This window comes from Rhodococcus sp. NPDC080181, from assembly GCF_040702225.1.
Taxonomy (GTDB): Bacteria; Actinomycetota; Actinomycetes; order Mycobacteriales; family Mycobacteriaceae; genus Rhodococcoides; species Rhodococcoides fascians.
The window spans coordinates 78,509-101,426 of the sequence record NZ_JBFBKN010000007.1 but is presented as its reverse complement, the minus strand read 5'-3'; the positions used below and the strand labels follow the sequence as shown (position 1 = coordinate 101,426).

The window sequence follows — 22,918 nt, the reverse complement described above, 5'->3', positions numbered from 1 at the left end:
ATGTCCGATGGTTCTGGTTCGGAGTTCGAGCTGGACGAGGATCTGGCGCGTGCGATCGAGATGCTCGAGCGCGCTTCCTCGGTGACCGTGCTCTGCCATGTCCAGCCGGATGCCGACACGATCGGCAGCGGATTGGCAATCGGTTCGGTACTCGAACGTCGCGGCGCGCAGGTGCAGGTGGCGTTCGCCGCGCCTGCGTTTCTGCCTCAATCGATGGAAGAGCTACCGAACCGGCATCTGCTGGTGGAGCCGGAGAAGGTGGCCGAATCGGTCGATCTGGTGGTCACCGTGGACGCCGGGAGCCGAGGTCGACTCGGTTCGCTCGGCGAGCGGCTCGACTCCGCGTCAGAGTCCCTGGTCATCGACCATCACCGGAGCAACACGCGGTTCGGAACACTGAACGTCGTCCACGCGTCCGCCGAGTCCACCACGGCCGTGATCGTCCGCCTGCTGGATCGGTGGGGTGTCGACATCGATGCGGACCTGGCGCATCTGTTGTTCGCGGGTCTGGTCACCGATACCGGGTCGTTCCGGTGGGTGCGGCCGGGTTCGCATCTGCTCGCGGAGAGATTGCTCGCGACCGGCATCGACGGTGCACGTATCGCCCGTCGCCTCCTCGATACGCACCCCTTCGACTGGCTGCCGATGCTCGGGGCGGTACTGGGTTCGGCCGAGTTGCTGCCCGACGCGGCGGGCGGACGGGGGCTCGTGTACGCCGTCATCCGGAGCGAGGATTCGGCCGGTCTGAGGTCGGAGGAGATCGAGAGTGTCATCGACATCGTGCGGACCACCTCCGAGGCGGAGGTGGCTGCGGTGTTGAAGCAGCAGGATTTCGGGTCGGTCTGGGTGGTGTCGCTCAGATCCAAGACGCAGGTGGACGTATCTGCAGTGGCGACCGGGCTCGGCGGCGGTGGACATCACAACGCCGCGGGCTACACCGCGACCGGTGAGCTCCCCGACGTGATCGATGCGCTCCGTGAGGCCTTGTCGGCGTCGTGAGTTCCACCCCTGTCACGGCTCGCAGAATTCTCGGGCTGTCGCTTCCATCGCTCGGAGTTCTGGCCGCCGAACCCCTCTACCTCCTGTTCGACGCGGCGGTCGTCGGCCGGCTCGGCGCGTTGGCTCTGGCCGGCCTGGCGATCGGGGGGCTCGTCCTCGCTCAGGTCAGCACGCAGCTGACCTTCCTGTCCTACGGAACCACTGCGCGTGCGGCGCGCATGCACGGTGCTGGTCGTGAGCGCGACGCCGTCGAGGAAGGGGTGCAGGCGACGTGGCTGGCGGTGGCGATCGGTCTCGCGATCGTCCTCGTGGTCCAGTTGTTCGCCGCCCCCGTCGTGTCGCTACTGGCCGGTGGCGGTGACATTGCCGCGGAGGCACTGCTGTGGCTGCGCGTGGCGCTGGTGGGGGTGCCGTTCATTCTGATATCGCTGGCCGGGAACGGCTGGATGCGCGGCGTGCAGAACACGACGACACCATTGCGGTTCGTCGTGCTCGGTTTCGGCGTGTCGGCGGTGCTGTGTCCACTCCTCGTCCACGGCCTGCTCGGATTTCCCCGGCTCGAATTGGTGGGCTCGGCCGTTGCGAACGTCATCGGCCAAGGTGTCGCAGGCGCTCTGTTCGTCGGTGCCCTCGGGCGGTCGGGTGCGCCGTTGCGCCCGCGCTGGTCGGTCATGCGGGCGCAGCTGGTACTCGGCCGCGATCTGATCGTGCGCAGTCTCGCGTTCCAGGCGTGCTTCCTGTCTGCCGCAGCGGTCGCGTCGAGGTTCGGTGCCGCGTCGGTGGCGGCAAATCAGGTGGTGCTGCATCTGTGGAACCTGGTGTCGTTGATGCTCGACTCGTTGGCCATCGCCGCGCAGACACTCGTGGGAGCGGCTCTGGGCGCGGGCAGGACCGAGGACGCGCGTGCGCTCGCTCGCCGGTTGACGGCATGGTCGACGGTCTTCGCGGTGGTCCTGGCGGCGGTGTTCGCCGCCGGGCAGCCGGTCGTCCCGGGATTGTTCACCACCGACGCCTCGGTGATCGATCAGATGCAGGCGATCTGGTGGATCTTCGTGGCGATCATTCCGGTCGCCGGTGTGGTGTTCGCGTTGGACGGGGTGCTGTTGGGCAGCGGCGATGCCGCGTTCTTGCGTAACGCCACGATGGCGTGTGCGATCGTCGGGTTCCTGCCGTTCATTTGGTCTGCCCTGGTGTTCGACTGGGGTGTCGTGGGCATCTGGCTGGGTCTGGGTGTGTTCGTCTGCCTGCGCATGGTCGCGGTCGCCGGTCGAGTGCTATCGGGTAAATGGCTCGTGACCGGTAGCGATCGGCAACTGCGAGACTGATCGCGTTCGCATGCATCACCGCCGTGACACCAGGGCCGGATGCAGCACCACCTCGCGGCTCTTGACGACGAAGAACACCCGTCGGCCGGGTTCGAGGCCCAGCTCCGATACTGCGGCGGCGGTGATGTCAGCCGCGATACCCGGTGTGCCGTCGGGGTGCGGACGAGCTCGGACGCGGATGCCCGAGCCCTGCACTTCCATCTCCTCGATGACTACTTCGAAGACGTTGCGCGGGCTGGCGTGCGGCGCGGTGAGGTGTACCGAAACCGCAGCGGGGGAGAAGACTGCGACCACCGGCGTCCCCGAACCGTGTTGCCCCGAGCCGTGCACGACGGTGTCCCACGGCGTGCGCAGCGCGGTGGTGTCGCCGACGGTGAGTGCGTGGCCCGAGATCAGATTGACCCCGGCCATGCGAGCACCGAACTCGCTTCGCGGGGCGGTCAGAACGTCGGCGACCGACCCGCGTTCGACGACGCGTCCACCGTCGACGACGGCGACGGTGTCTGCGAGTGCGACGACGTCGAGCAGATCGTGGGTGACTATCAGTGCCGTACGACCGTTCTCTCGGAGTACGGTGCGCAGCAGTCTTCGGATGGCCGGGGCCGTGTCGACGTCGAGCGCGGCGAGCGGTTCGTCGAGCAGGAGGAGTCGGGGATCGGCGGCGAGTGCGCGGGCGATGGCAACCCGCTGAGCTTGGCCCCCGGACAGCTGTGCCGGGCGGCGCTCGGCCAGGTGAGAGGCTCCGACTGCGTCGAGCCACCGATCGGCCACTGCCCTGGCCGTCCTCCGGTCGGCGCCGGAACTACGTGGTGCGAATGCGACGTTCGTCCGTGCGGCCATGTGAGGAAACAGCAGTGTCTCCTGTGCCAGAGTCGCGATGCCGCGGGCGTGCACCGGAACGGCCGTCCCTGCGGTCGTGTCGGTCAGAACGTCCTCGCCCAGGCGGATGATGCCGTCGTCGGGTGGCACCAGGCCCGCGACGAGCTGCAGCAGTGTGGATTTACCTGCGCCGTTCGGTCCCAGGATCGCCGTTGTTTCACCCTCGGCGACATCCAGCTCGAGATCGACGCCCCGGTCCGCGACGGTGGCGCGCAGGTGTAGCGAACTCATGGTGTTCCCGTCGTTCGAGTACCGCGAGCGGCCAGGACCACCACTGCCGCGACGACGACGAGGACGAGCGACAGGGCTATCGCCGCGTCGGGGTCGGACTCGCGTTGCAGATAGATTTCGAGGGGCAGGGTTCTGGTCACTCCCTCGAGAGAACCGGCGAACGTCAGGGTCGCGCCGAACTCTCCCAGTGCGCGCGCGAACGCGAGAACGATTCCGGACGTCAACCCGGGCAGGATCAAGGGGAGGGTGACGCGGCGCAGGACCGTCGTAGGGGGAGCGCCCAAGGTTGCGGCCACCACGTCGTATCGGTCACCGGCAGTGCGCAGCGCGCCCTCGACGCTGACCACCAGGAAGGGCAACGACACGAAGGCCTGGGCGAGCACCACGGCCGTCGAGGTGAACGCGATCCGGATTCCGAAGGCATCGAGATGTTCGCCCAGTAGCCCCTGGCGACCGAACGTGTAGAGCAAGGCGATACCGCCGACCACCGGGGGGAGCACCAGTGGGAGGACGACGAGGGAACGCAGCGTCGACAGACCGCGAAACGAACTGCGGGCGAGGACCGTTGCCATCGGCACACCCAGGAGCACACACAACACCGTGCTCGCCGAGGCCGTCTTCAGACTCAACAGCAGTGCGGCTACTGCGGACTCGGACGTGATGAGCCCGAAGAAGTTCGTCCAGTCGATTCGGGTGAACATCGCGGCCAACGGCGCGACGACGAGAAGCGCTCCGGCAGCGGCAGGGACGAATATCCATCCGGGTACGCCGACGGTCGGACCTGTGCCCGCGGCGTGCCCGGTCACGGTGCCGCGAAACCGGCCTGCGTCAGCACTTCACGGCCGATCGGTCCGGCGACGAAGTCGGTGAAGGCGCGGGCCGTGTCCACGTTGTCGGATCCGCTCAATGCTGCGATCGGATAGGTGTTGACCGCCCCGCTCGATTCCGGGAAAGGCACGGCGGTGACGGCGTCTGCGGCCCCCGTTGCATCGGTGACATACACCAGTCCGGCGTCGGCCTGACCGGAGGTGACCTTGCCCAGAACGTCGGTGACGGACGACTCCTCGCTGACTGCCGGGATGTCGGTTCCAGTGGCGTTCTCGACGGCTGCCGTGGCCGCGCCGCACGGCACCTGCGGCGCGCAGATCACCGTCAGCACATCGGGTTTCGCCAGATCGGCGAACGACCGGACGGCCTTGGGGTTACCCGGGGCAGTGACGATGGTGAGGGTGTTGGAGGCGAAATCGACCGGGTCGCCGGCGACGAGGCCGGCATCGACGATCGTGCTCATGTTCTTGGTATCGGCAGAGGCGAACACGTCGGCAGGTGCACCGTTGACCAGTTGCGCGGCCAGATCGGAGGAGCCCGCAAAGCTGAAATCGACGGTAGTGCCGGGATGTTCCTGCTCGAAGCGGGTGCCGAGGGCGGTGAACGTCGAGCGCAGTGATGCCGCCGCGAACACGGTCAGCGTGCTCGAACCCCCGTCCTGCGGAGCGTCCTCGGCAGCGGGGTCGGCCGCGCACCCTGCAAGCATCAGGGCGACCGCGACCAGAGCACCGTGAACCGCTCGAATGTTCTTCACTGACATCGTCCTTCGGTTCTAGGGAGTTTCGACAATGACGGTCGTGGCCTTGACGACCGCGACGGTGATGGAGCCCGGTTCGAGCCCCAATTCCTGGACCGATCGGGTGCTCATCAGGGACACGATGGTGAACGGCCCACACTGCATGCGGACCTCGCTCATGACCGCGTCGGAGACCACGTCGGTGACCAGCCCCACGAGTCGGTTCCGGGCAGAGCTACCGCCCGATGCCACCTCGGGCGGGGGAGCGGCGTGCTCGCGGGCGTACTGCGCGAGAGCGCGCGCGTCGACGACCTTGCGGCCCGTCTCGTCGTCGCGGGAGGGCAGGGTCCCGCTGTCCATCCACCGGCGGACGGTGTCGTCGCTGACTCCGAGCAGTGCGGCGGCGTCGCGTACCCGTATCGGCGGTGCCGTCATCGCACGATGCCGTTTCCTGCACCTATCCGCAAAAGCGTCATGGATGGCACCATATACCCGAATCTGCGGTCGTTGGTGCGTGGACCCTCCTTTCGGAGCCGTCCGACGAACCGCAGCGGTTCACCCCGCGTGCACCGCTGCGGAATCTCCGGGGAGTATTGGAGGTTGGTACGTTCTCGGGCGGTTGTGGCGATTCGACGTCGGCGGCCGAGTGCATCGGAAGGGATCATCAGTGGCAGCCAAGTTATGGGCAGTGAGCGACATTCATGTCGGACATCGAGGCAATCGACCTGTCACCGAGGACATTCATCCCGAGTCACCCGAGGATTGGCTGATCGTCGCCGGAGACGTCTCGGAGAAGACCGACGACATCAAATGGGCGCTCGAGCTGCTGCGCAGCCGCTTCGCGAAAGTGATCTGGGTTCCGGGCAATCACGAGTTGTGGACGACGGTGAAGGACCCCGTTCAGATCCACGGAGCGGCTCGGTACGAGTACCTGGTCAATCTCTGCCGCGAGATCGACGTCGTCACTCCCGAGGATCCCTACCTGCTCTGGGAAGGCGAAGGTGGACCCGCGACGATAGTGCCGATGTTCCTGCTCTACGACTACACGTTTCTCCCGCAGGGTGCGCGGGACAAGGAGCACGGGCTGGCGATCGCGCGCGAGAAGAACGTCGTCGCCACCGACGAGTTCCTGCTGTCCTCTCAGCCGTATGCGACGCGCGATGCCTGGTGCCATGCCCGTATCGACGCCACCCGCGAGCGCCTCGACGCGCTGGACACCACGGTTCCCACCGTGCTGATCAACCACTTTCCGATGGTGCGTCAGCCGACCGAGGTGTTGTTCTACCCGGAGTTCGCCCTGTGGTGCGGGTCGACGCTGACGGCCGACTGGCACACCAGGTACAACGCGATCTGCTCGGTGTACGGTCACCTGCACATCCCGCGGACCACCTACTACGACGGCGTCCGCTTCGAGGAGGTCTCGGTGGGTTACCCGCGCGAATGGCAGCGCCGTGGACTGCCGAACAACGTTCTGCGCCAAATTCTTCCGGTTCCCGAGTATCCGCCGGGCACGTTGAACAAATGGGGCGGGCACTTCACCGTGACGCCCGAGATGGAGGCAGAGGTCGAGAAGATGAGGGCAGGCCAGTGATCGAATCGATTCTCCCCAACGGGGTCGTCTCGGCCGAATTGTTCACCGATCCACCGGGTTTGATGCCGCACCCACTCGAAGCGCCGTTGGTCGCCAAGGCGGTGGACAAGCGCAAGCGTGAGTTCACCTCGGCTCGACACTGCGCGCGTGTGGCGATGCAGAAGCTCGGTGTGGAGCCCGCGCCGATCATGCGCGGCACCTCCGGCGCACCGCAGTGGCCGAAGGGAGTGGTGGGATCGTTGACGCATTGCGACGGCTACCGCGGTGCCGTTCTGGGCTACGCCATGCAGGTTCGCTCGGTGGGAATCGATGCCGAGCCACACGGACCTCTTCCCGACGGTGTGCTCGACGCGGTCAGCCTCGAAGCCGAGCGCGAGTGGCTCTCGACCGCGGGCCGAGAAGACGTCCACTGGGATCGAGTGTTGTTCTGCGCCAAGGAGGCGACGTACAAGGCCTGGGAGCCGCTGACCGGTCGCTGGCTGGGGTTCGAGGACGCGCACATCACGTTCGAGCGCACCGGCACCGGTGACGACATCTCGGGAACGTTTCGATCCGAACTGCTGGTCCCCGGCGACACCGTGTCCGGACCTCCGCTGACGGCTTTCGACGGTCGATGGATGGTGTCCGACGGTTTGGTGATGACGGCGATCTCGGTGATGTGACGACCGGCTCGTCGCGCCTGGCACAATGCACTCTCGTGAGTGCTCGCGGAAAGATCTCGTCCGGTCTCGTCGGTGCCGGTGTGTTGGTGGTCGACAAGGGGCCGGGCGTCACCAGTCACGATGTCGTCGCGTCGTGCCGAAAGTTGTTGCAGACCAGAAAGGTCGGTCATGCGGGGACGTTGGACCCCATGGCGACCGGGGTGCTGGTTCTGGGCGTCGAGCGCGCGACCAAGATGCTCGGACTGCTGACGCTGACGACCAAGTCGTACACCGCCACCGTGCGACTGGGGCGCAGTACGACGACCGATGACGCCGAGGGTGAGGTGCTCGCCGACGTCCCGGCCACGAATGTCTCGGATTCGGACATCGCGGCCGGGGTTGCCGCACTCACCGGTGACATCGAGCAGGTTCCGGCCAGTGTCAGTGCCATCAAGGTCGACGGTCAGCGGGCACACAAGCTCTCGCGCGCCGGTGAGGAGTTCACCCTCGCCGCTCGCAAGGTCACTGTCACTCGCTTCGACGTGACGGCTCGCCGCGACGTCGTCGATTCCGATGGCCGGTTCGTCGACCTCGATGTCGAGGTGGACTGCACGTCGGGGACGTACGTGCGCGCGCTCGCACGGGATCTCGGCGCAGCACTGGGCGTCGGCGGTCACCTGACGGTTCTGCGCAGAACCAGGGTCGGGCCGTTCACGCTCGACCACGCCGTGACGCTCGAGGAATTGGCCGAGAATCCCGCTGTGGGCCTCGATATAGACGAGGCCGCGCGCACCGCATTTCCGCACCGACAGATCGATGCCGCCGAAGCGGAGTCGCTCAGCCAGGGACGCTGGCTCGATCCCGTCGGAATCGAGGGGGTCTACGCGGCTGTCGATCCCACCGGGCACACCATCGCGTTGCTGCAGGAAAAGGGCAAGCGGGCGAGCTCGGTGATGGTGGTGCGGCCGGCAACACTGCGCGGGTACTGATTTCCCGTTCGAGTCGGCCCTGCGACCGAGGGGACTGCACCGCTCAGGTGGCCGGAACCATCCAGATCGCTTCGGCGGCGCGGTGACCGAGATCGATGGACTCCGTGCTGCCGCGTCGGGCGAGTTCGATCGCCACCGTGCCGGCATAGTCGCGTCGTTCGACCACGGTGATCGGTAGATCGAGCTCGATGCCGACCGAATCGAAGTACCGGAGCATTGCGGGGTCCGAATCGGAGATACGAGCCACTCGTCCCGACTGACCGTCGAGGTACTCGCTCAGTCTGGTTGCGGACGGCGTGTCGATGGATCCGTTGGCCGACGGAATCGGGTCCCCGTGTGGATCTCGTTCGGGGTGGCCGAGTTTGGCGTCTATCCGATCCATCATCAGATCGGATACCGCATGTTCGAGGATTTCTGCCTCGTCGTGGACCTCGTCCCAGCCGTACCCGAGTTCGCGAACGAGGTAGGTCTCGATGAGGCGATGTCGACGGACCATGCCGATGGCCGCCAGTCGGCCCTTCTCGGTGAGTGAGATGGCACCGTACCGGGCGTGGTCCACCATGCCCTGATCGGCGAGTTTGCGAATCGCCTCGGACACCGTGGAAGCGGACACGCCGATTCGTTCGGAGAGCATCTTGGTGCTGACGGAGTCTTCACTCCATTCGCTGGCCGTCCAGATGACCTTGAGGTAGTCCTGCGCAACTGCGGACAGCTGGACGCCCTCGTCGGCCGGAGCTGGATCGTCTTTTCGTTGCGCCACGTCGCCGAGCTTAGGCAATCCAATGGAAAAAGACATCTCACCCGGCCGGAGTCACCGTCACCTGTCCTCGGCGGCGCAGAGCGCGCGTGACGATGCCCTGCGCCGGGCTGAACAGGTACGCCAGCACGAACACCAGGCCTTGAGCCAGCACCACACTGCCACCCGAGGAGACGTCGAGATAGAAACTGGCGTAGATACCGACCAGGGCGCAGCCCACCGAGATGGCGGGGGCAATCATCAGCATGCGGCCGAAGCTGTGGGTGAGTAGGTATGCGGTTGCGCCGGGTGTGATCAGCATGGCGACGACCAGGATGACGCCGACGGCCTGTAGCGCCACGACGGTCGTCAGCGCGAGCAGCGTCAACATCGCGGCCGAGATCACGCTCGGATTGATACCGACCGCGCGAGCCTGCGTGCGGTCGAAGGCGAACAGAGTGAAATCGCGACGCTTGATCACCATCACGGCCAACGCCAGCCCGCCGAGCACGAACACCTGGATCATGTCCGACTGCGACACCCCGAGCAGGTTTCCGAACAAGATGTGGTTGAGGTCGATCTGGCTCGGAAACTTGGAGATCAGGACGACGCCGAGGGCGAACAACGTGGTGAACACGACGCCGATCGCGGCGTCCTCCTTGACGATGGTGGTGTTGCGAACCACCCCGATGGCACCGACCGCGATGAGTGCGAACAGCAGCGCGCCGATGGCGAACGGCGCACCCAGCAGATAGGACAGGGCGACGCCGGGGAGTACCGCGTGCGATACGGCGTCTCCCATCAGTGACCAGCCGATGAGTACGAGCCAGCAGCTCAACACTGCGCAGACGATCGAGGCGGTGACGGTCACCAACAGCGCACGCTGCATGAAGGTGTATTCGAGAGGATTGACGACGAAGTCGATCAGGTACACGGTTCAGCTCGCTTCCGAAGTAGGAGAGCTCGCGCCCAGTTCGTCGATCTTCGACGGGTCCATGCCGAAGGCCAGTGCCAGGTTCTCCGGGCGCAACACCTCGGCTGGACTGCCGTGCATCAGGACCCGCTGCTGCAGCAGGATTGCCTCGTCGCACAGTTCCGGAAGGGCGTGCAGATCGTGGGTGGACACCAGGACGGACGCACCCTGAGCGGCCAGTTCTCGGAGGAGTCGCGTGATCGTCGCCTCGGTCTTCTTGTCCACTCCTGCGAACGGCTCGTCGAGGAGCAGCAAGGACGCTTCCTGAGCGATGGCGCGGGCCACGAATGCCCGTTTGCGCTGTCCGCCGGAGAGTTGCCCGATCTGTCGATCGGCGAGCTCGGTGAGATCGACTCGTCTCAGGGCCGCGTCCACCGCAGCTCTGTCTGCCGCACGAGGGGTTCGGAGAAAGTTCTGTTTGCCGTAACGACCCATCATCACCACGTCCCGGACGCTGATGGGGAAGGTCCAATCGACCGATTCGGCCTGGGGCACGTAGCTGACCGTCCCGGCTTTGCGGGCCCGGGCGGGGTCGCCGCCGAAGACCGTGATCGAACCGGCATCGGTCTTGACGACGCCCATGATGGCCTTGAACAGCGTCGACTTACCCGATCCGTTCATTCCGACCAGGCCGCAGACGCGTCCGGGTGCGAGGGTCAGGCTCGCGCCGACCAGCGCCACGACGTCTCGGTACCGAACGTCGACGGCGTCGACGGTCAGCGCGGCACCGTCCCGGTTCGCACCCGAGATGTGCCGGGTCATCGCGTGCCCACCAACGCGTCGGCGATCAGCCGCGCGTCGTAACGCAGCAGATCGAGGTAGGTGGGCACGGGTCCGTCGGCGGCGCTGAGGGAGTCGACGTACAGCTTTCCGCCGAAGCGGGCACCGGTGTCCTCGGCGACCTGGAGCTGAGCCTTGTCCGAGACGGTCGACTCGCAGAAGACGGCAGGCACGTCGTTGTCACGTACGAAATCGATGGTGCGGACCACTTGTTTGGGTGTCCCTTCCTGTTCGGCATTGACCGGCCACAGATACGCCTCCTGCAGGTCGAAGTCGCGGGCCAGATAGCCGAACGCGCCCTCACACGTCACCAGAGCACGTTGCTGCGCCGGAAGTTGGGCCAGATCGGATTCCAGTTCGTCGCCGACCGACCGCAGCTCGGTGATGTACGCGGCGGCGTTGGCGCGGTATTCCTCGGCATGGACAGCGTCGAGCGCCACGAACGCGTCGGCGATGTTGGTGATGTAGGTCTCCGCCACGACCGGCGACATCCATGCGTGTGGATTGGCCTTGCCCGCATACGCGTCGTCGCGGATGTAGACGGGTTCCACGTGTGCGCTGACGACCGCGTGCGGTGCGGGCACCCGCTCGACGAACTTCTCGAACCACGCCTCGAGTCCCAGACCGTTGTCCAGGATCAGATCGGCGCTTTCGGCAGTGCGTAGGTCGCCGGGTGTGGGCTCGTACCCGTGAATCTCGGCTCCGGCCTTGGTGATCGACTCCACACGGAGATGGTCGCCTGCAACGTTCGCGGCCATGTCGGCCAGCACCGTGAACGTCGTCAGCACCAACGGTCTGCCGTCGTCCATCGACGTCGGCTCCTCGTCGCCGACCGCGCGAGCGCATCCGATCGACGTCGCTACCAGCAGTCCCGCCACGGCCCAGCTCGCAACGATTCGACTCACGCGAACTCCGCGGGATCGAAGAAATAAGTTAGGCACCCCGAAATATTTACCGTGGGGACACCCTTTTGTCCATACCTGCCGCACGCGACACGCCTGTCCGAGGATGACCGAGCGGCCGTCGGGCCGTAGGCTTCGCGGTGTGCAGAGATGGCGAGGTCTCGACGATGTACCTGCCGACTGGGGCCGATGTGTGCTCACGATCGGTGTGTTCGACGGCGTTCACCGCGGACATGCGCAGTTGATCGGTAGAGCAGTGGCCGCAGCTCGGGAACGCGGCGTACCCAGCGTGCTCATGACCTTCGATCCCCACCCGATGGAAGTGGTCCGTCCGGGTAGTCACCCCGCGCAGTTGACGACGTTGACCCGGCGTGCCGAACTGGCCGAGGAACTGGGTATCGATGTGTTCTGTGTCATGCCGTTCACGCCCGAGTTGATGAAACTCACCCCTGAGCGATACGTGCACGAGATCCTCATCGAACGCCTGCACGTTGCAGAAGTGGTCGTCGGAGAGAACTTCACCTACGGGAAGAAGGCGCTCGGGACGGTCCCCATGCTGCGCAAGATCGGCGAACGGTCCGGCTTCGCGGTCGACGGAGTCAACCTGTTGGCCGAGCATGCCGTCACGTTCTCGTCCACCTACATCAGGTCGTGCGTGGACGCCGGGGACGTCGCGGCAGCAGCCGCAGCGCTCGGCCGCCCGCATCGCGTCGAGGGTGTCGTCGTGCACGGCGACGGACGCGGCCGTCAAATGGGCTATCCCACAGCCAATGTCGCTCCGCCGATGTACTCGGCCATACCGGCGGACGGGGTCTACGCGGCCTGGTTCACCGTGCTCGGTCCGGGTCCGATCATGGGGACGGTCACTCCGGGGGAGCGGCACCCGGCGGCGGTGTCGGTGGGCACGAATCCGACGTTCTCGGGACGCACCAGGACCGTCGAGGCGTTCGTGCTCGACGGCGAGGGAGACCTATACGGGCAGCACGTGGCAGTCGACTTCGTCGAGCGACTGCGCGGAATGGAGAAGTTCGATTCCATGGAAGCTCTCGTGGAGGAGATGGGCCGGGACGCCGACCGGGCCCGCTCGATCCTGGCCGCCAGCGCAGCCTGATAGGCTGACTCCTCGGTGTTCGCTGCGGTCCGCGGCGGCTGCACCGGCTTCGATACCGCCCGGATGATCATGCATCGTCCACGGCGGGGCCCGTTGCTTCCTTTCACGCGGACGTCATTGATCAGGAGTAGTACCAGTGGCATTGACCACCGAACAGAAGAAGGCCGTTCTCGGCGAGTACGGCTTGCACCCCACCGACACGGGTTCGCCCGAGGCGCAGGTTGCAATGCTCACCAAGCGCATCGTCGACTTGACCGAGCACCTCAAGATGCACAAGCACGATCACCACTCCCGCCGCGGCCTGTTGCTGCTGGTCGGACGTCGTCGTCGTCTGCTCAAGTACATCGCGAAGGTAGACGTCACTCGCTACCGTTCGCTCATCGAGCGTCTGGGTCTGCGTCGATAATTTCGATCGACGCGAGGATGTTGCCGATGCATGGTTCGACGCGCCGGTGTACACCCGACTCGCAGCAATAGTGCAGTAGCCAACGAGGCAGTGCTTAGACTGTTCCTCGTTGGCTTTCTGTGTTTGTACCGCAGCATCAGGATAGTCAGCACGACCAGCGGATACACGGTATCCGCACACCGCCGTGTATGCCTGTCACGCCGTGGTGTCGGTCTTCGGTAGTGGCTTTTCGGATACGAGATCCGGAGGGCTTCGATCGATGGCCGCCTCCGCGCAGCCGCGTCCCGAGACGAACTCTCGGAGATGGACGGCACAGGTATGCCGCCACAGCCAGGAGGGCTGGTGGTGTGTCCACGCGGGCACGGCAAAGACGAGAGGACGAGAACAGAACACATGTCGGACACCACAACATTGGACGCCGAAGAAGGCGTCTACGAAGCAACAGCGATCATCGACAACGGCTCTTTCGGTAAGCGGAGCATCCGCTTCGAGACGGGTCGCCTCGCACAGCAGGCCGCAGGCGCAGTCGCCGCGTACCTCGACGAGGACACCATGCTGCTGTCGGCAACGACGGCGGGCAAGCACCCCCGTGAGGGATTCGATTTCTTCCCGCTGACGGTCGACGTCGAAGAGCGCATGTACGCCGCGGGCCGTATCCCCGGATCGTTCTTCCGCCGCGAGGGCCGTCCGTCCACCGACGCGATCCTCACCTGCCGCCTGATCGACCGGCCGCTGCGTCCGACGTTCGTCGACGGACTGCGCAACGAGATCCAGGTCGTCATCACGGTCATGAGCCTCAACCCCGCCGATCTGTACGACGTCGTCGCGATCAACGCCGCGTCGGCATCGACCCAGATCGCCGGTCTGCCGTTCTCCGGTCCGATCGGCGGCGTTCGCGTCGCGCTGATCGACAAGCAGTGGGTTGCGTTCCCGACCAACGAGCAGCTCGAGAAGGCCGTGTTCAACATGGTCGTCGCCGGCCGCATCGTCTCCGGCTCCGGTGCCGACGCCGACGTTGCGATCATGATGGTCGAGGCCGAGGCCACCGAGAACGTCATCGAGCTCATCGAGGGCGGCGCTACCGCACCCAATGAGGCGGTTGTCGCCGAGGGCCTCGAGGCCTCGAAGCCCTTCATCGCAGCCCTGTGCACCGCGCAGCAGGAGCTCGCGTCCAAGGCCGCCAAGCCGACCGGCGACTACCCGGTCTTCCCGGCGTACCAGAGCGACGTCTTCGAAGCCGTCGAGAACGCGGCGAAGATCCCGCTCAACGAGGCACTGACCATTGCCGGCAAGGCCGAGCGCGAGAACAAGCTCGACGAGGTCAAGGCTCAGGTCCTCACCTCGGTCGGAGACAGCTTCGCCGGCCGCGAGAAGGAGATCGGTGCCGCGTTCCGCGCACTGACCAAGAAGTCGGTTCGCCAGCGCATCCTCACCGATCACTTCCGCATCGACGGCCGCGGCATCACCGACATCCGGTCGTTGTCCGCCGAGGTCGCGATCATCCCGCGTACCCACGGATCGGCTCTGTTCGAGCGCGGCGAGACCCAGATCCTGGGCGTCACCACCCTCGACATGGTCAAGATGGCGCAGCAGGTCGACTCGCTCGGGCCCGAGACGTCCAAGCGCTACATGCACCATTACAACTTCCCGCCGTACTCCACCGGTGAGACGGGCCGCGTCGGTTCGCCGAAGCGTCGCGAAATCGGCCACGGAGCGCTCGCCGAGCGCGCTCTGCTGCCGGTGCTGCCCAGCCAGGCCGAGTTCCCGTACGCCATCCGCCAGGTCTCCGAGGCATTGAGCTCCAACGGCTCGACCTCGATGGGCTCGGTCTGCGCATCGACTCTGTCGCTGCTCAATGCCGGTGTGCCGCTGCGTGCCCCGGTTGCCGGTATCGCGATGGGCCTCGTGTCCGACGAGGTCGACGGCGAGACTCGCTACGTCGCCCTCACCGACATCCTCGGTGCCGAGGACGCGTTCGGCGACATGGACTTCAAGGTCGCCGGAACCAAGGACTTCGTCACCGCCCTGCAGCTCGACACCAAACTCGACGGAATCCCCTCGAAGGTGCTCGCGGGCGCGCTGTCGCAGGCGAAGGACGCTCGCACGACGATCCTCGAGGTCATGGCCGAGGCCATCGACACCCCGGACGAGATGAGCCCGTACGCACCTCGCGTCACCGCGATCAAGGTGCCGGTCGACAAGATCGGCGAGGTCATCGGGCCCAAGGGCAAGATGATCAACTCCATCACCGAGCAGACCGGTGCCAACATCTCGATCGAAGATGACGGCACTGTCTACGTCGGTGCAGCGGACGGCCCGTCCGCACAGGCCGCGATCGATATGATCAACGCCATCGCCAACCCGCAGCTGCCGAAGGTCGGCGAGCGATTCCTCGGAACCGTCGTCAAGACAACGGCTTTCGGTGCATTCGTTTCGCTGCTCCCGGGCCGCGACGGACTGGTGCACATCTCGAAGCTCGGTAACGGCAAGCGCATCAACAAGGTCGAGGACGTCGTGAGCGTCGGGTCGAAGTTGCGCGTCGAGATCGCCGATATCGACAACCGCGGCAAGATCAGCCTCGTTCCCGTCGAAGACGACAACGCAGCTGCTCCCGCCGACGCTCCCGAGGCACCCGCCGAGGTCAGCGCTGAGTAAGAAGCAAGCGAGTCGAACGGTACGTCCCCTCGGGACGTACCGTTCGGCCGTTCCAGAGACCAGCGGCACCGACACGGGCGTTCGACGCACGACTCTGCCCGGCGGGCTTCGGGTCGTCACCGAGTTCGTTCCCGGCGTTCGCTCGGCATCGGTCGGTGTGTGGGTCGGCGTCGGCTCGCGCGACGAGCAACCCAGCGTTGCCGGTGCGGCGCACTTCCTCGAACATCTGCTGTTCAAGTCGACTCCGACGCGCAGTGCGCTCGAGATCGCCCAGGTGATGGACGGAGTCGGGGGAGAGCTGAACGCGTTCACCTCGAAGGAGAGCACCTGCTTCTACGCGCACGTGCTCGACGAGGACGTCGCGCTCGCGATCGATCTCGTCAGCGATGTGGTGCTTCGTGGTCGGTGTAGATCGGCAGACGTGGACGTCGAGCGTCAGGTGGTCCTCGAAGAGATCTCCATGCGCGACGACGATCCCGAGGATCTCCTGGGAGATGCTTTCCTGGAAGCGATGTTCGGTGATCACCCGATCGGGCGTCCGATCATCGGATCTGTCGAATCCATCGAATCGATGACCCGTTCTCAACTGCACTCGTTCCATGTTCGCCGCTATACGCCGCAACGGATGGTCGTCGCCGTCGCAGGCAACGTCGATCACAAGCAGATCGTGTCCTTGGTACGTCGCGCCTTCGCGGGTCATCTGGAAAAGGGCCTACGGCCGGCCGAAAGGCGTAGCGGTACAGCGCGATTGCGCCAGAATCCGACGCTGAGCCTGACCACCCGGGACAGCGAACAGGCGCATCTGTGCCTGGGCGTGCGGGCGTTCGGACGTCACGAAGGACACCGCTGGGCGTTGTCGGTACTGAATTCTGCTGTCGGCGGTGGGCTCAGTTCTCGCCTGTTTCAGGAGATCAGGGAAGAGCGCGGACTGGCTTACTCGGTGTACTCCTCGGTGGATACGTTTGCCGACAGCGGCGCGTTCTCGGTGTACGCGGGATGTCAGCCGGAGAACCTGGGCGAGGTCACCACGGTGATTCGCGAGGTGCTCGCCAAGGTTGCGGCCGAGGGCATCACCGATGCCGAGTGCGCTCGCGCCAAGGGTTCGTTGCGCGGCGGATTGGTGCTGGGACTGGAGGATTCGGGTTCTCGGATGAACCGTATCGGTCGCAGCGAACTGAACTACGGCAATCACCGAGACATCACCGACACCCTGGCGCGTATCGACAGTGTCGGCAACGACGAGGTGCGTGAGGTCGCGGCGGTGTTGCTCGATCGGCCCTTCGGTGCCGCGGTGGTCGGCCCGTACAAGTCGGTCCGGCAATTGCCCGCGTCGGTCAAGTCCCTGGTCCGGTAGCGTCGGCGATCACGTCGCGCACTGCGCATCGGATCAGGTCCGGCACCGCCGAGGTGTCGGTGATCGGCTCGAACGCTCGGGTGGCGTGGAGCGCCGCAATTCCGTGCACGGAGGTCCACAGTCTCAGCGCTGTGAACTGTGGATTCTCCGGCACGACGGCATCGAGTGTCGAGGTGAGAGCCTCGAACAGGGGTCGCGACTGTGCGCGCAGATTCTCGCCGGAGCCCTCGAGCAGGTCGTGTCGAAAGATGAGCGCGAACATCGCGGGGCGCCGCGCCGCGAACTGCACGTACGCGTGCGCCATCGCATCCAGTGCATCTCGGGGCGAATCCGACTGCTGTGCAGCAGAATTCAGTGCGGTCGAGAGATCGACCAGGCCGACTCGGGCCACGGCTGCGGCCAAAGCGCTCAGTGTCGGAAAATACCGTCTCGGTGCGCCGTGCGATACGCCGGCTTCACGCGTGACCGCTCTGATGGTGAGCCCGCCCTGTCCCTCGTTTTCGAGCAGGCGGACGCCTGCGTCCACCAGTCGAGTCCGAAGGTTGTCAGCCACGTAGACATTGTCTACTCTCAGCCGTGACGATGTCCAGCCGAGAGGATCGATCAATGTGGTATCTGCTTTTCAAATATGTGCTGATCGGCCCGATCCTCCGAGTTCTCGGCCGTCCGTCGGTGGTCGGCCTGGACAATCTTCCGACCTCCGGTCCGGTCATCATTGCCGGAAATCACCTCACCGTCGTCGACTCGTTCTTTCTCGTCCTCCTGGTTCGTCGCCGAGTCACGTTCATCGCCAAGAGTGAGTACTTCACCGGCCGGGGAATCAAGGGCGCGGCGCTTCGTTGGTTCTACAGCGCGACAGGTCAGGTTCCCGTCGACCGACGCGGGGCAGATGCTTCGGCTCCGGCGCTCGACGCCGCGAAAAGTATTCTGCGACAACGGAAAGTGTGGGCGGTGTACCCGGAAGGGACGCGATCTCCCGACGGCCGGTTGTACAAGGGCAAGACCGGGCTGGCAAGAGTAGCGCTCGAGACGGGAGCGCCCGTCGTGCCGGTGGTGATGCACGGGACGCTCGGAGTCAACCCGGTGGGCTCGAGGATGTGGCGGCCGGGCAAGGTGCGCATGGTCGTCGGCGAACCATTGGATTTCACGAGATACGCTGGGGGAGAAAACAGTAAAGCCATTCTGCGGGCGACCACCGATGAGGTGATGGCAGCGCTGGCGAACCTGTCGGGGCAGGACTACGTCGACGTGTACGCCGCGACAGTGAAGGACGCGGCATGACCTCGGACGCGCAGGCACGCGGAAGAACAGTCCTCGTCACCGGCGTCGGTCGGAGGGAAGGAATCGGCATCGCCATCACCCGCAGGTTGCTGCAGGACGAGCGCGCCCGCGTCTTCGCGCAATCATGCGATGCCTACGACGCCAGTGAACCGTGGGGGGTGGGAACGCCGGGAGCGGTACAGGTTCTCGCCGAGTTGTCCACTGCGCCAAGCAGACTCGGTCATCGGGACATCGATCTCTCCGATGTCCAAGCGCCTGCCGCCCTGTTCGATGCTGTCGAATCCAGGTTCGGTGCCGTCGACTCGTTGGTGATCAACCATGCGCGATCACAGCTGGGCGAACTGGGTTCTCTGACGGCAGAGAACCTCGACCTGACGTGGGCGGTGAACGTGCGCGCGTCGTTGCTTCTGGTGCAGGAATTCGCGCAACGGTACGTCGATCATCCTGACGGCGGACGCGTCGTGCTGTTCACGTCCGGGCAGGGAGAGGGGCCGATGCCAACCGAGATTCCCTATGCGGTGACCAAGGGTGCCATCGCCGCGATCACACCGACCGTGGCCGATTCCCTGATCGAACGTGGCATCACCGTCAACACGATCAATCCGGGTCCGACCGATACCGGTTGGGCAAGTGCGGATCTGAACGAGTTCGTCTCGCGCCACATGCCGCGAGGGCGGTGGAACTCACCGGACGAGGCCGCAGCGGTCGTGGCGATGTTGCTCTCGCCCGATTCGGGCTCGATCACCGGTCAGGTCATCGGCGCCGAAGGTGGCTTCCGACGCTTCACGCCGTGATCACGGCGCGGCGCCTCGGTCAGAGCTTCTTCTTGTTCCGCAACAACTTCCAGGGCACCAAGGCAGATTCGAGCTGGACCGACAGGCTCATCTTGGATTCGCCCTCGCTACGCTCCTCGAACGTGATCGGTACCTCGGCGAGAGTGAGCCCGTGTTTGACGGTGCGGTAGTTCATCTCGACCTGGAACGCGTACCCGTTGCTCTCCACCGACGCAACGTCGATCGTGCGGAGCGTGCGGGCATGCCATGCCTTGAAGCCGGCGGTGGCGTCCTTGACTCCGAGACGAAGAATCGTGTTCACGTAGAAGTTGGCCCACGCCGACAGCGCCTTGCGGTGCCACGGCCAGTCCGCCGCGACCGAACCGCCGGGGACGTAGCGCGAACCCAGCACGACCGCGGCGTCGGTGCTCTGCAGCTTGTCGATCATCGCCGGAATCACCTCGGTGGGGTGCGACAGATCGGCGTCCATCTGGATCACGATGTCGGCTCCCTCGTCGAGGGCCCGTGTCATGCCGGCCACGTATGCGCGGCCCAGACCGTTCTTCTCGGTGCGGTGCAGAACGGAGACCTCGAGGGGACCGTCGATGGCGAGTTTGTCGGCGATGTCACCGGTTCCGTCGGGGGAATTGTCGTCGACCACGAGAACACCGAGCCCCTCGACCTTCAGCCCGGCCAGCAGTTCGACCAGCTTGGGGAGGTTCTCGCGTTCGTTGTACGTCGGTACAACGACGGTGGTCTTCGGGGCGACTCGTTCCGTACTCACCACCGTATGATCCGTGATTCCGTGTTCCGATCAAAATTTCGGACACGATCGGCCGCGTCGGTGCGGGTTTCAGAGGCCCGATGGGGCTATCGGCCTCGGTGCTCGACGAAGGTATCGCCGCGCAGTATCGGCACGCAGGAACTCGAGCCGACCTCGGCGGCGATGTCGACGTCCTCGGGGTGGCCCATCGCTATGAGCTCCCGCCCCGAGCCGCATCGCCGCAGCTCGGTAGCTATATCCGACGCGGCCGCGTGCCACGCGGTCGCAGCGACCACCGCCTCGGGGGATGGATCGAACAGGCCGGACTCCACGAGCGGTGCCAGCACGGCTCCGGCACCCCACAAGTCCTCAACTGCGGGCCGCAACGACGAATCCGGCCATCTCTCACCGGCGGCTATGACGGCAATCACGCTGTGGGGATGGTCGTCGACGACCCACTGCGCGATCGCGGCGGCGTTGCGGAGCGATGCGCCCACGCACGCGTCGACCCGGGCGGCGAGTGCGTGGGCGATCGTGGAACCGTTCGGCGACGGCAACACGAGTCGTCTCGGTGGCGGTGCGGCGGCGCGCACGGTGGCAGGACACAAGCTGACGTCGCCCGGCGTGGCAACCGAACGGCCGACTGCGAGAACGGCGTCGTGTTGCTCGGCCAGGTGGGTGGCACGGTCGTCGCGCCATCGGCTGGGTACGACCTCGATTCCGGCGTCCATCGCCACCGTCAGAGTGGTCGTGAACGACAGGACGTCCACGACGACGGCGATGTCGGCACCGGCGACCACGGCGTCGATCGCGGACAGGCCCCACTCGAAGCGCAATGCGCAGTCGTTCTGAGTGTGGGCGGAGTCGGCCGGCATTGCGGAACCGTAACCGCTATTGCGTCCGGTGCTACGTTCGGCCCGGACAGCGGAACCAGGGGAGGCGCGGATGCAGTTGGAGATCGACACGAAAGTGATCGTGTTCGCGTCGGGTGTGTTGCTGATGTGGGCGTTGGCGCTCGGAGTACTCAAGTACCACCAGATGAAAAGGTCGAGCGACGGAACCGCGCACCGATACGTCGACATCGCGCATCGGGCAGCATTGATGTACTCCTTCGCTGCGCTCGTTCTTGCGGCTCTCGCGCACTACAGCGCCTGGCCGACGGTGGTCGACCTGACCGCAGCGGTGGTGGTGCTGGTGTTCTTCGTCGCCGCGATCGCCGGCTACACCGTGCACGGGATCCGGCGAGACACCGAGAATCAGTTCGTCCATCCCGTTCCGGGGACGCACCTGTTCATGCTCGCTCTGATCGTCGGCGAGATCGGCGGGACCGCGGTACTGCTGGCCGGATTTTTTGCCGAACAATTCTTGGGACGGTCCTAGTGTCGCTCGGTCCCGAGGACGGTTGTGACGCAAGGATTTCTGATTTGTCCGGATAACCGACAATCGCGAAAACAAACACCACCTTTCCTCCGGCGCGGGAACAGCGGATGGCTTAGCGTCGGGAAATGGGAATGTTTCGCACGAAGTCCGTCGACGAGATCGAGAGCGACGTCGACGACGAGGGGTCCGGCAGTCTGCGCAAGCAGCTCGGGTTACGCGACTTGGTCGGTTTCGGGGTCGGCATAGTCATCGGAACCGGCATATTCACGCTCACCGGTGTACAGGCCAAAGAAAATGCCGGCCCGGCGGTCGTGATCTCCTTCGTCATCGCCGGTGTCGTGAGTTTGCTTGCCGCACTGTGTTATGCGGAACTTGCATCGGCCGTGCCGACGGCGGGCAGTGCGTACACGTACGCGTACGCCACCCTGGGGGAGCTGTTCGCGTGGATCATCGGATGGGATTTGATCCTCGAATTCGCTTTGGGTGCTGCCGTTGTCGCTCGAAGCTGGTCCGGCTACCTCGCGGATCTCTTTTCTCTGCCACCCAATTTGTTCACCGAGGAAGCGCCGGTGAACGTGGGGGCTGTTGCCATCGTCGCGGTGCTGGGCGTCATTGCCGCTGTGGGAGTCAAGGAGTCGGCGCGAGTGACCAACGTGCTGGTCCTGATCAAGGTCGCCATCTCGGTGTTCATCGTGATCGCCGGGCTGTTCTTCGTCCAGAAGTCGAACCTGGTTCCGTTCGTACCCGAGTCCGTGCCCGCCGAGGCCGGTGGCTCGACGCTCGATCAGCCCCTGATGCAGGCCGTGGCCGGAATCGCACCCTCGGCGTTCGGATTTGCCGGCGTCGTCACCGCTGCAGCGGTCGTGTTCTTCGCCTACACAGGATTCGAGGCCGTTGCCAATCTCAGTGAAGAAGCCGAGCGGCCCGCCCATGATCTGCCTCGTGCACTGATCGGCACGCTCGTGGCATGCACCTTGCTGTACATGATGGTCGCGTTCGTCGTCACCGGCATGGTGAAATACACCGAGCTCGACGACAGCGCACCCATTGCCAAGGCGTTCGATTCTGTGGGTGCAGGCTGGGCGGGTGTTCTGGTCTCGATAGCCGCCGTCGCGGGTCTGACGTCGGTCATTCTGGTCGAGTTGGTGACCATCAGCCGAATCGGCTTCGCGATGGGCCGGGACGGTTTGCTACCCAAGTCGGTTGCGAAGGTGTCTCCCCGTTTCGGGACTCCGACCCGGTTGACCGTCGGCGTAGTGGTGTTTGTGGCGCTGCTGGGGGCCCTGGTACCGCTGAAGGAATTGGCCGAGATGGTCAGCATCGGAGCCCTGTTCGCGTTTCTGCTGGTCTCGGCGGCAGTGCCGATCCTGCGTCGGACCAAGCCGGATCTCGAGCGGCCCTTTCGGGTTCCGCTCTCTCCCGTCGTGCCGATTCTGTCCGGGCTCTCGTGCGTCTACCTGATGGCCAACCTGGTGGTGGAGACGTGGATTCGGTTCCTGGTCTGGTTGGCCCTCGGTCTGTTGATCTACTTCGCCTACGGGCGCCGCAATGCGAGGTTGGCGACCGAGGTGGTCGACCGATAGAC

The 22,918-nt window shown here is 65.2% G+C and carries 24 protein-coding genes; 13 read left to right on the top strand and 11 right to left on the bottom strand.

Annotation, left to right across the window (positions count from 1 at the left end):
• The gene (locus AB0O58_RS10830; RefSeq protein WP_032366435.1) at positions 1–999 is read left to right on the top strand and encodes a DHH family phosphoesterase; all 999 of its coding nucleotides are present in this window, start codon (positions 1–3) and stop codon (positions 997–999) included.
• Positions 996–2,324 (top strand): MATE family efflux transporter, encoded by a 1,329-nt coding sequence (locus AB0O58_RS10825; protein WP_032400581.1) that lies wholly within the window; start codon positions 996–998, stop codon positions 2,322–2,324. The genes AB0O58_RS10830 and AB0O58_RS10825 overlap by 4 nt, the downstream gene beginning before the upstream one ends.
• Before the next feature lie 15 nt (positions 2,325–2,339).
• Here the strand turns inward: AB0O58_RS10825 and AB0O58_RS10820 are convergent, their stop codons facing one another.
• The 4 genes from AB0O58_RS10820 to AB0O58_RS10805 form a co-directional block, all read right to left on the bottom strand.
• Entirely contained in the window at positions 2,340–3,434 is a 1,095-nt protein-coding gene (locus tag AB0O58_RS10820) for an ATP-binding cassette domain-containing protein (protein WP_032387248.1), read from the bottom strand.
• A complete protein-coding gene (locus AB0O58_RS10815; RefSeq protein WP_027496753.1) occupies positions 3,431–4,240 on the bottom strand; it encodes an ABC transporter permease in 810 nt (269 codons plus the stop codon). The genes AB0O58_RS10820 and AB0O58_RS10815 overlap by 4 nt, the downstream gene beginning before the upstream one ends.
• Complete coding sequence (modA, locus tag AB0O58_RS10810; protein ID WP_161631831.1) at positions 4,237–4,968, bottom strand: molybdate ABC transporter substrate-binding protein; 732 nt, start codon at positions 4,966–4,968, stop codon at positions 4,237–4,239. The genes AB0O58_RS10815 and modA overlap by 4 nt, the downstream gene beginning before the upstream one ends.
• Positions 4,969–5,034: 66 nt before the next feature.
• The gene (locus AB0O58_RS10805; protein WP_032372598.1) at positions 5,035–5,433 is read right to left on the bottom strand and encodes a TOBE domain-containing protein; all 399 of its coding nucleotides are present in this window, start codon (positions 5,431–5,433) and stop codon (positions 5,035–5,037) included.
• A 232-nt stretch (positions 5,434–5,665) separates the two neighbouring features.
• Here AB0O58_RS10805 and AB0O58_RS10800 point away from each other — a divergent pair, with 232 nt between their 5' ends.
• The 3 genes from AB0O58_RS10800 to truB are packed head-to-tail and all read left to right on the top strand — an operon-like array spanning position 5,666 to position 8,219.
• The gene (locus AB0O58_RS10800) at positions 5,666–6,589 is read left to right on the top strand and encodes a metallophosphoesterase (protein WP_027496756.1); all 924 of its coding nucleotides are present in this window, start codon (positions 5,666–5,668) and stop codon (positions 6,587–6,589) included.
• Entirely contained in the window at positions 6,586–7,251 is a 666-nt protein-coding gene (gene npt, locus AB0O58_RS10795; protein ID WP_027496757.1) for a 4'-phosphopantetheinyl transferase Npt, read from the top strand. The genes AB0O58_RS10800 and npt overlap by 4 nt, the downstream gene beginning before the upstream one ends.
• A 35-nt stretch (positions 7,252–7,286) precedes the next feature.
• Positions 7,287–8,219, top strand: coding sequence for a tRNA pseudouridine(55) synthase TruB (truB, locus tag AB0O58_RS10790; RefSeq protein ID WP_027496758.1), 933 nt, complete (start codon positions 7,287–7,289; stop codon positions 8,217–8,219).
• A gap of 43 nt (positions 8,220–8,262) precedes the next feature.
• Here truB and AB0O58_RS10785 read toward each other — a convergent pair whose 3' ends face one another.
• The 4 genes from AB0O58_RS10785 to AB0O58_RS10770 are packed head-to-tail and all read right to left on the bottom strand — an operon-like array spanning position 8,263 to position 11,649.
• Entirely contained in the window at positions 8,263–8,997 is a 735-nt protein-coding gene (locus tag AB0O58_RS10785) for a metal-dependent transcriptional regulator (RefSeq protein WP_094622522.1), read from the bottom strand.
• A gap of 19 nt (positions 8,998–9,016) precedes the next feature.
• Entirely contained in the window at positions 9,017–9,889 is an 873-nt protein-coding gene (locus tag AB0O58_RS10780; protein WP_032370821.1) for a metal ABC transporter permease, read from the bottom strand.
• 3 nt (positions 9,890–9,892) lie between these two features.
• Positions 9,893–10,690, bottom strand: coding sequence for a metal ABC transporter ATP-binding protein (locus tag AB0O58_RS10775; protein WP_045841827.1), 798 nt, complete (start codon positions 10,688–10,690; stop codon positions 9,893–9,895).
• On the bottom strand, positions 10,687–11,649 hold the full coding sequence (locus AB0O58_RS10770) for a metal ABC transporter substrate-binding protein (protein WP_222080536.1): 963 nt from the start codon (positions 11,647–11,649) through the stop codon (positions 10,687–10,689). The genes AB0O58_RS10775 and AB0O58_RS10770 overlap by 4 nt, the downstream gene beginning before the upstream one ends.
• A 103-nt stretch (positions 11,650–11,752) precedes the next feature.
• On the opposite strand from AB0O58_RS10770, the gene AB0O58_RS10765 reads away from it, so the two are divergent.
• From AB0O58_RS10765 to AB0O58_RS10750, 4 genes are all read left to right on the top strand, one after another.
• On the top strand, positions 11,753–12,721 hold the full coding sequence (locus AB0O58_RS10765) for a bifunctional riboflavin kinase/FAD synthetase (RefSeq protein WP_027496763.1): 969 nt from the start codon (positions 11,753–11,755) through the stop codon (positions 12,719–12,721).
• 136 nt (positions 12,722–12,857) lie between these two features.
• The gene (rpsO, locus tag AB0O58_RS10760) at positions 12,858–13,127 is read left to right on the top strand and encodes a 30S ribosomal protein S15 (protein ID WP_027496764.1); all 270 of its coding nucleotides are present in this window, start codon (positions 12,858–12,860) and stop codon (positions 13,125–13,127) included.
• Positions 13,128–13,520: 393 nt separating this feature from the next.
• Complete coding sequence (locus tag AB0O58_RS10755) at positions 13,521–15,782, top strand: polyribonucleotide nucleotidyltransferase (RefSeq protein WP_027496765.1); 2,262 nt, start codon at positions 13,521–13,523, stop codon at positions 15,780–15,782.
• Positions 15,783–15,876: 94 nt separating this feature from the next.
• Positions 15,877–17,136 (top strand): pitrilysin family protein, encoded by a 1,260-nt coding sequence (locus tag AB0O58_RS10750; RefSeq protein ID WP_366238199.1) that lies wholly within the window; start codon positions 15,877–15,879, stop codon positions 17,134–17,136.
• On the opposite strand, the gene AB0O58_RS10745 is transcribed toward AB0O58_RS10750, so the two are convergent.
• Complete coding sequence (locus tag AB0O58_RS10745; protein WP_366238176.1) at positions 17,117–17,689, bottom strand: TetR/AcrR family transcriptional regulator; 573 nt, start codon at positions 17,687–17,689, stop codon at positions 17,117–17,119. The genes AB0O58_RS10750 and AB0O58_RS10745 overlap by 20 nt on opposite strands.
• A gap of 53 nt (positions 17,690–17,742) precedes the next feature.
• Here AB0O58_RS10745 and AB0O58_RS10740 point away from each other — a divergent pair, with 53 nt between their 5' ends.
• A complete protein-coding gene (locus AB0O58_RS10740) occupies positions 17,743–18,417 on the top strand; it encodes a lysophospholipid acyltransferase family protein (protein ID WP_366238175.1) in 675 nt (224 codons plus the stop codon).
• Positions 18,414–19,211 (top strand): SDR family oxidoreductase, encoded by a 798-nt coding sequence (locus AB0O58_RS10735; RefSeq protein WP_366238174.1) that lies wholly within the window; start codon positions 18,414–18,416, stop codon positions 19,209–19,211. The genes AB0O58_RS10740 and AB0O58_RS10735 overlap by 4 nt, the downstream gene beginning before the upstream one ends.
• 19 nt (positions 19,212–19,230) lie before the next feature.
• On the opposite strand, the gene AB0O58_RS10730 is transcribed toward AB0O58_RS10735, so the two are convergent.
• Both AB0O58_RS10730 and AB0O58_RS10725 read right to left on the bottom strand, forming a co-directional pair.
• Positions 19,231–19,974, bottom strand: a complete 744-nt coding sequence (locus AB0O58_RS10730; protein WP_027496769.1) for a polyprenol monophosphomannose synthase — start codon at positions 19,972–19,974, stop codon at positions 19,231–19,233.
• An 86-nt stretch (positions 19,975–20,060) separates the two neighbouring features.
• Entirely contained in the window at positions 20,061–20,828 is a 768-nt protein-coding gene (locus AB0O58_RS10725; RefSeq protein ID WP_366238173.1) for a 2-phosphosulfolactate phosphatase, read from the bottom strand.
• A 70-nt stretch (positions 20,829–20,898) separates the two neighbouring features.
• Between AB0O58_RS10725 and AB0O58_RS10720 the strand changes: the two genes are divergently transcribed.
• Together AB0O58_RS10720 and AB0O58_RS10715 are read left to right on the top strand one after the other, a co-directional pair.
• Complete coding sequence (locus tag AB0O58_RS10720) at positions 20,899–21,333, top strand: hypothetical protein (protein ID WP_027496771.1); 435 nt, start codon at positions 20,899–20,901, stop codon at positions 21,331–21,333.
• A gap of 125 nt (positions 21,334–21,458) precedes the next feature.
• A complete protein-coding gene (locus AB0O58_RS10715; RefSeq protein ID WP_032400590.1) occupies positions 21,459–22,916 on the top strand; it encodes an amino acid permease in 1,458 nt (485 codons plus the stop codon).
• Positions 22,917–22,918 lie beyond the last annotated feature (2 nt).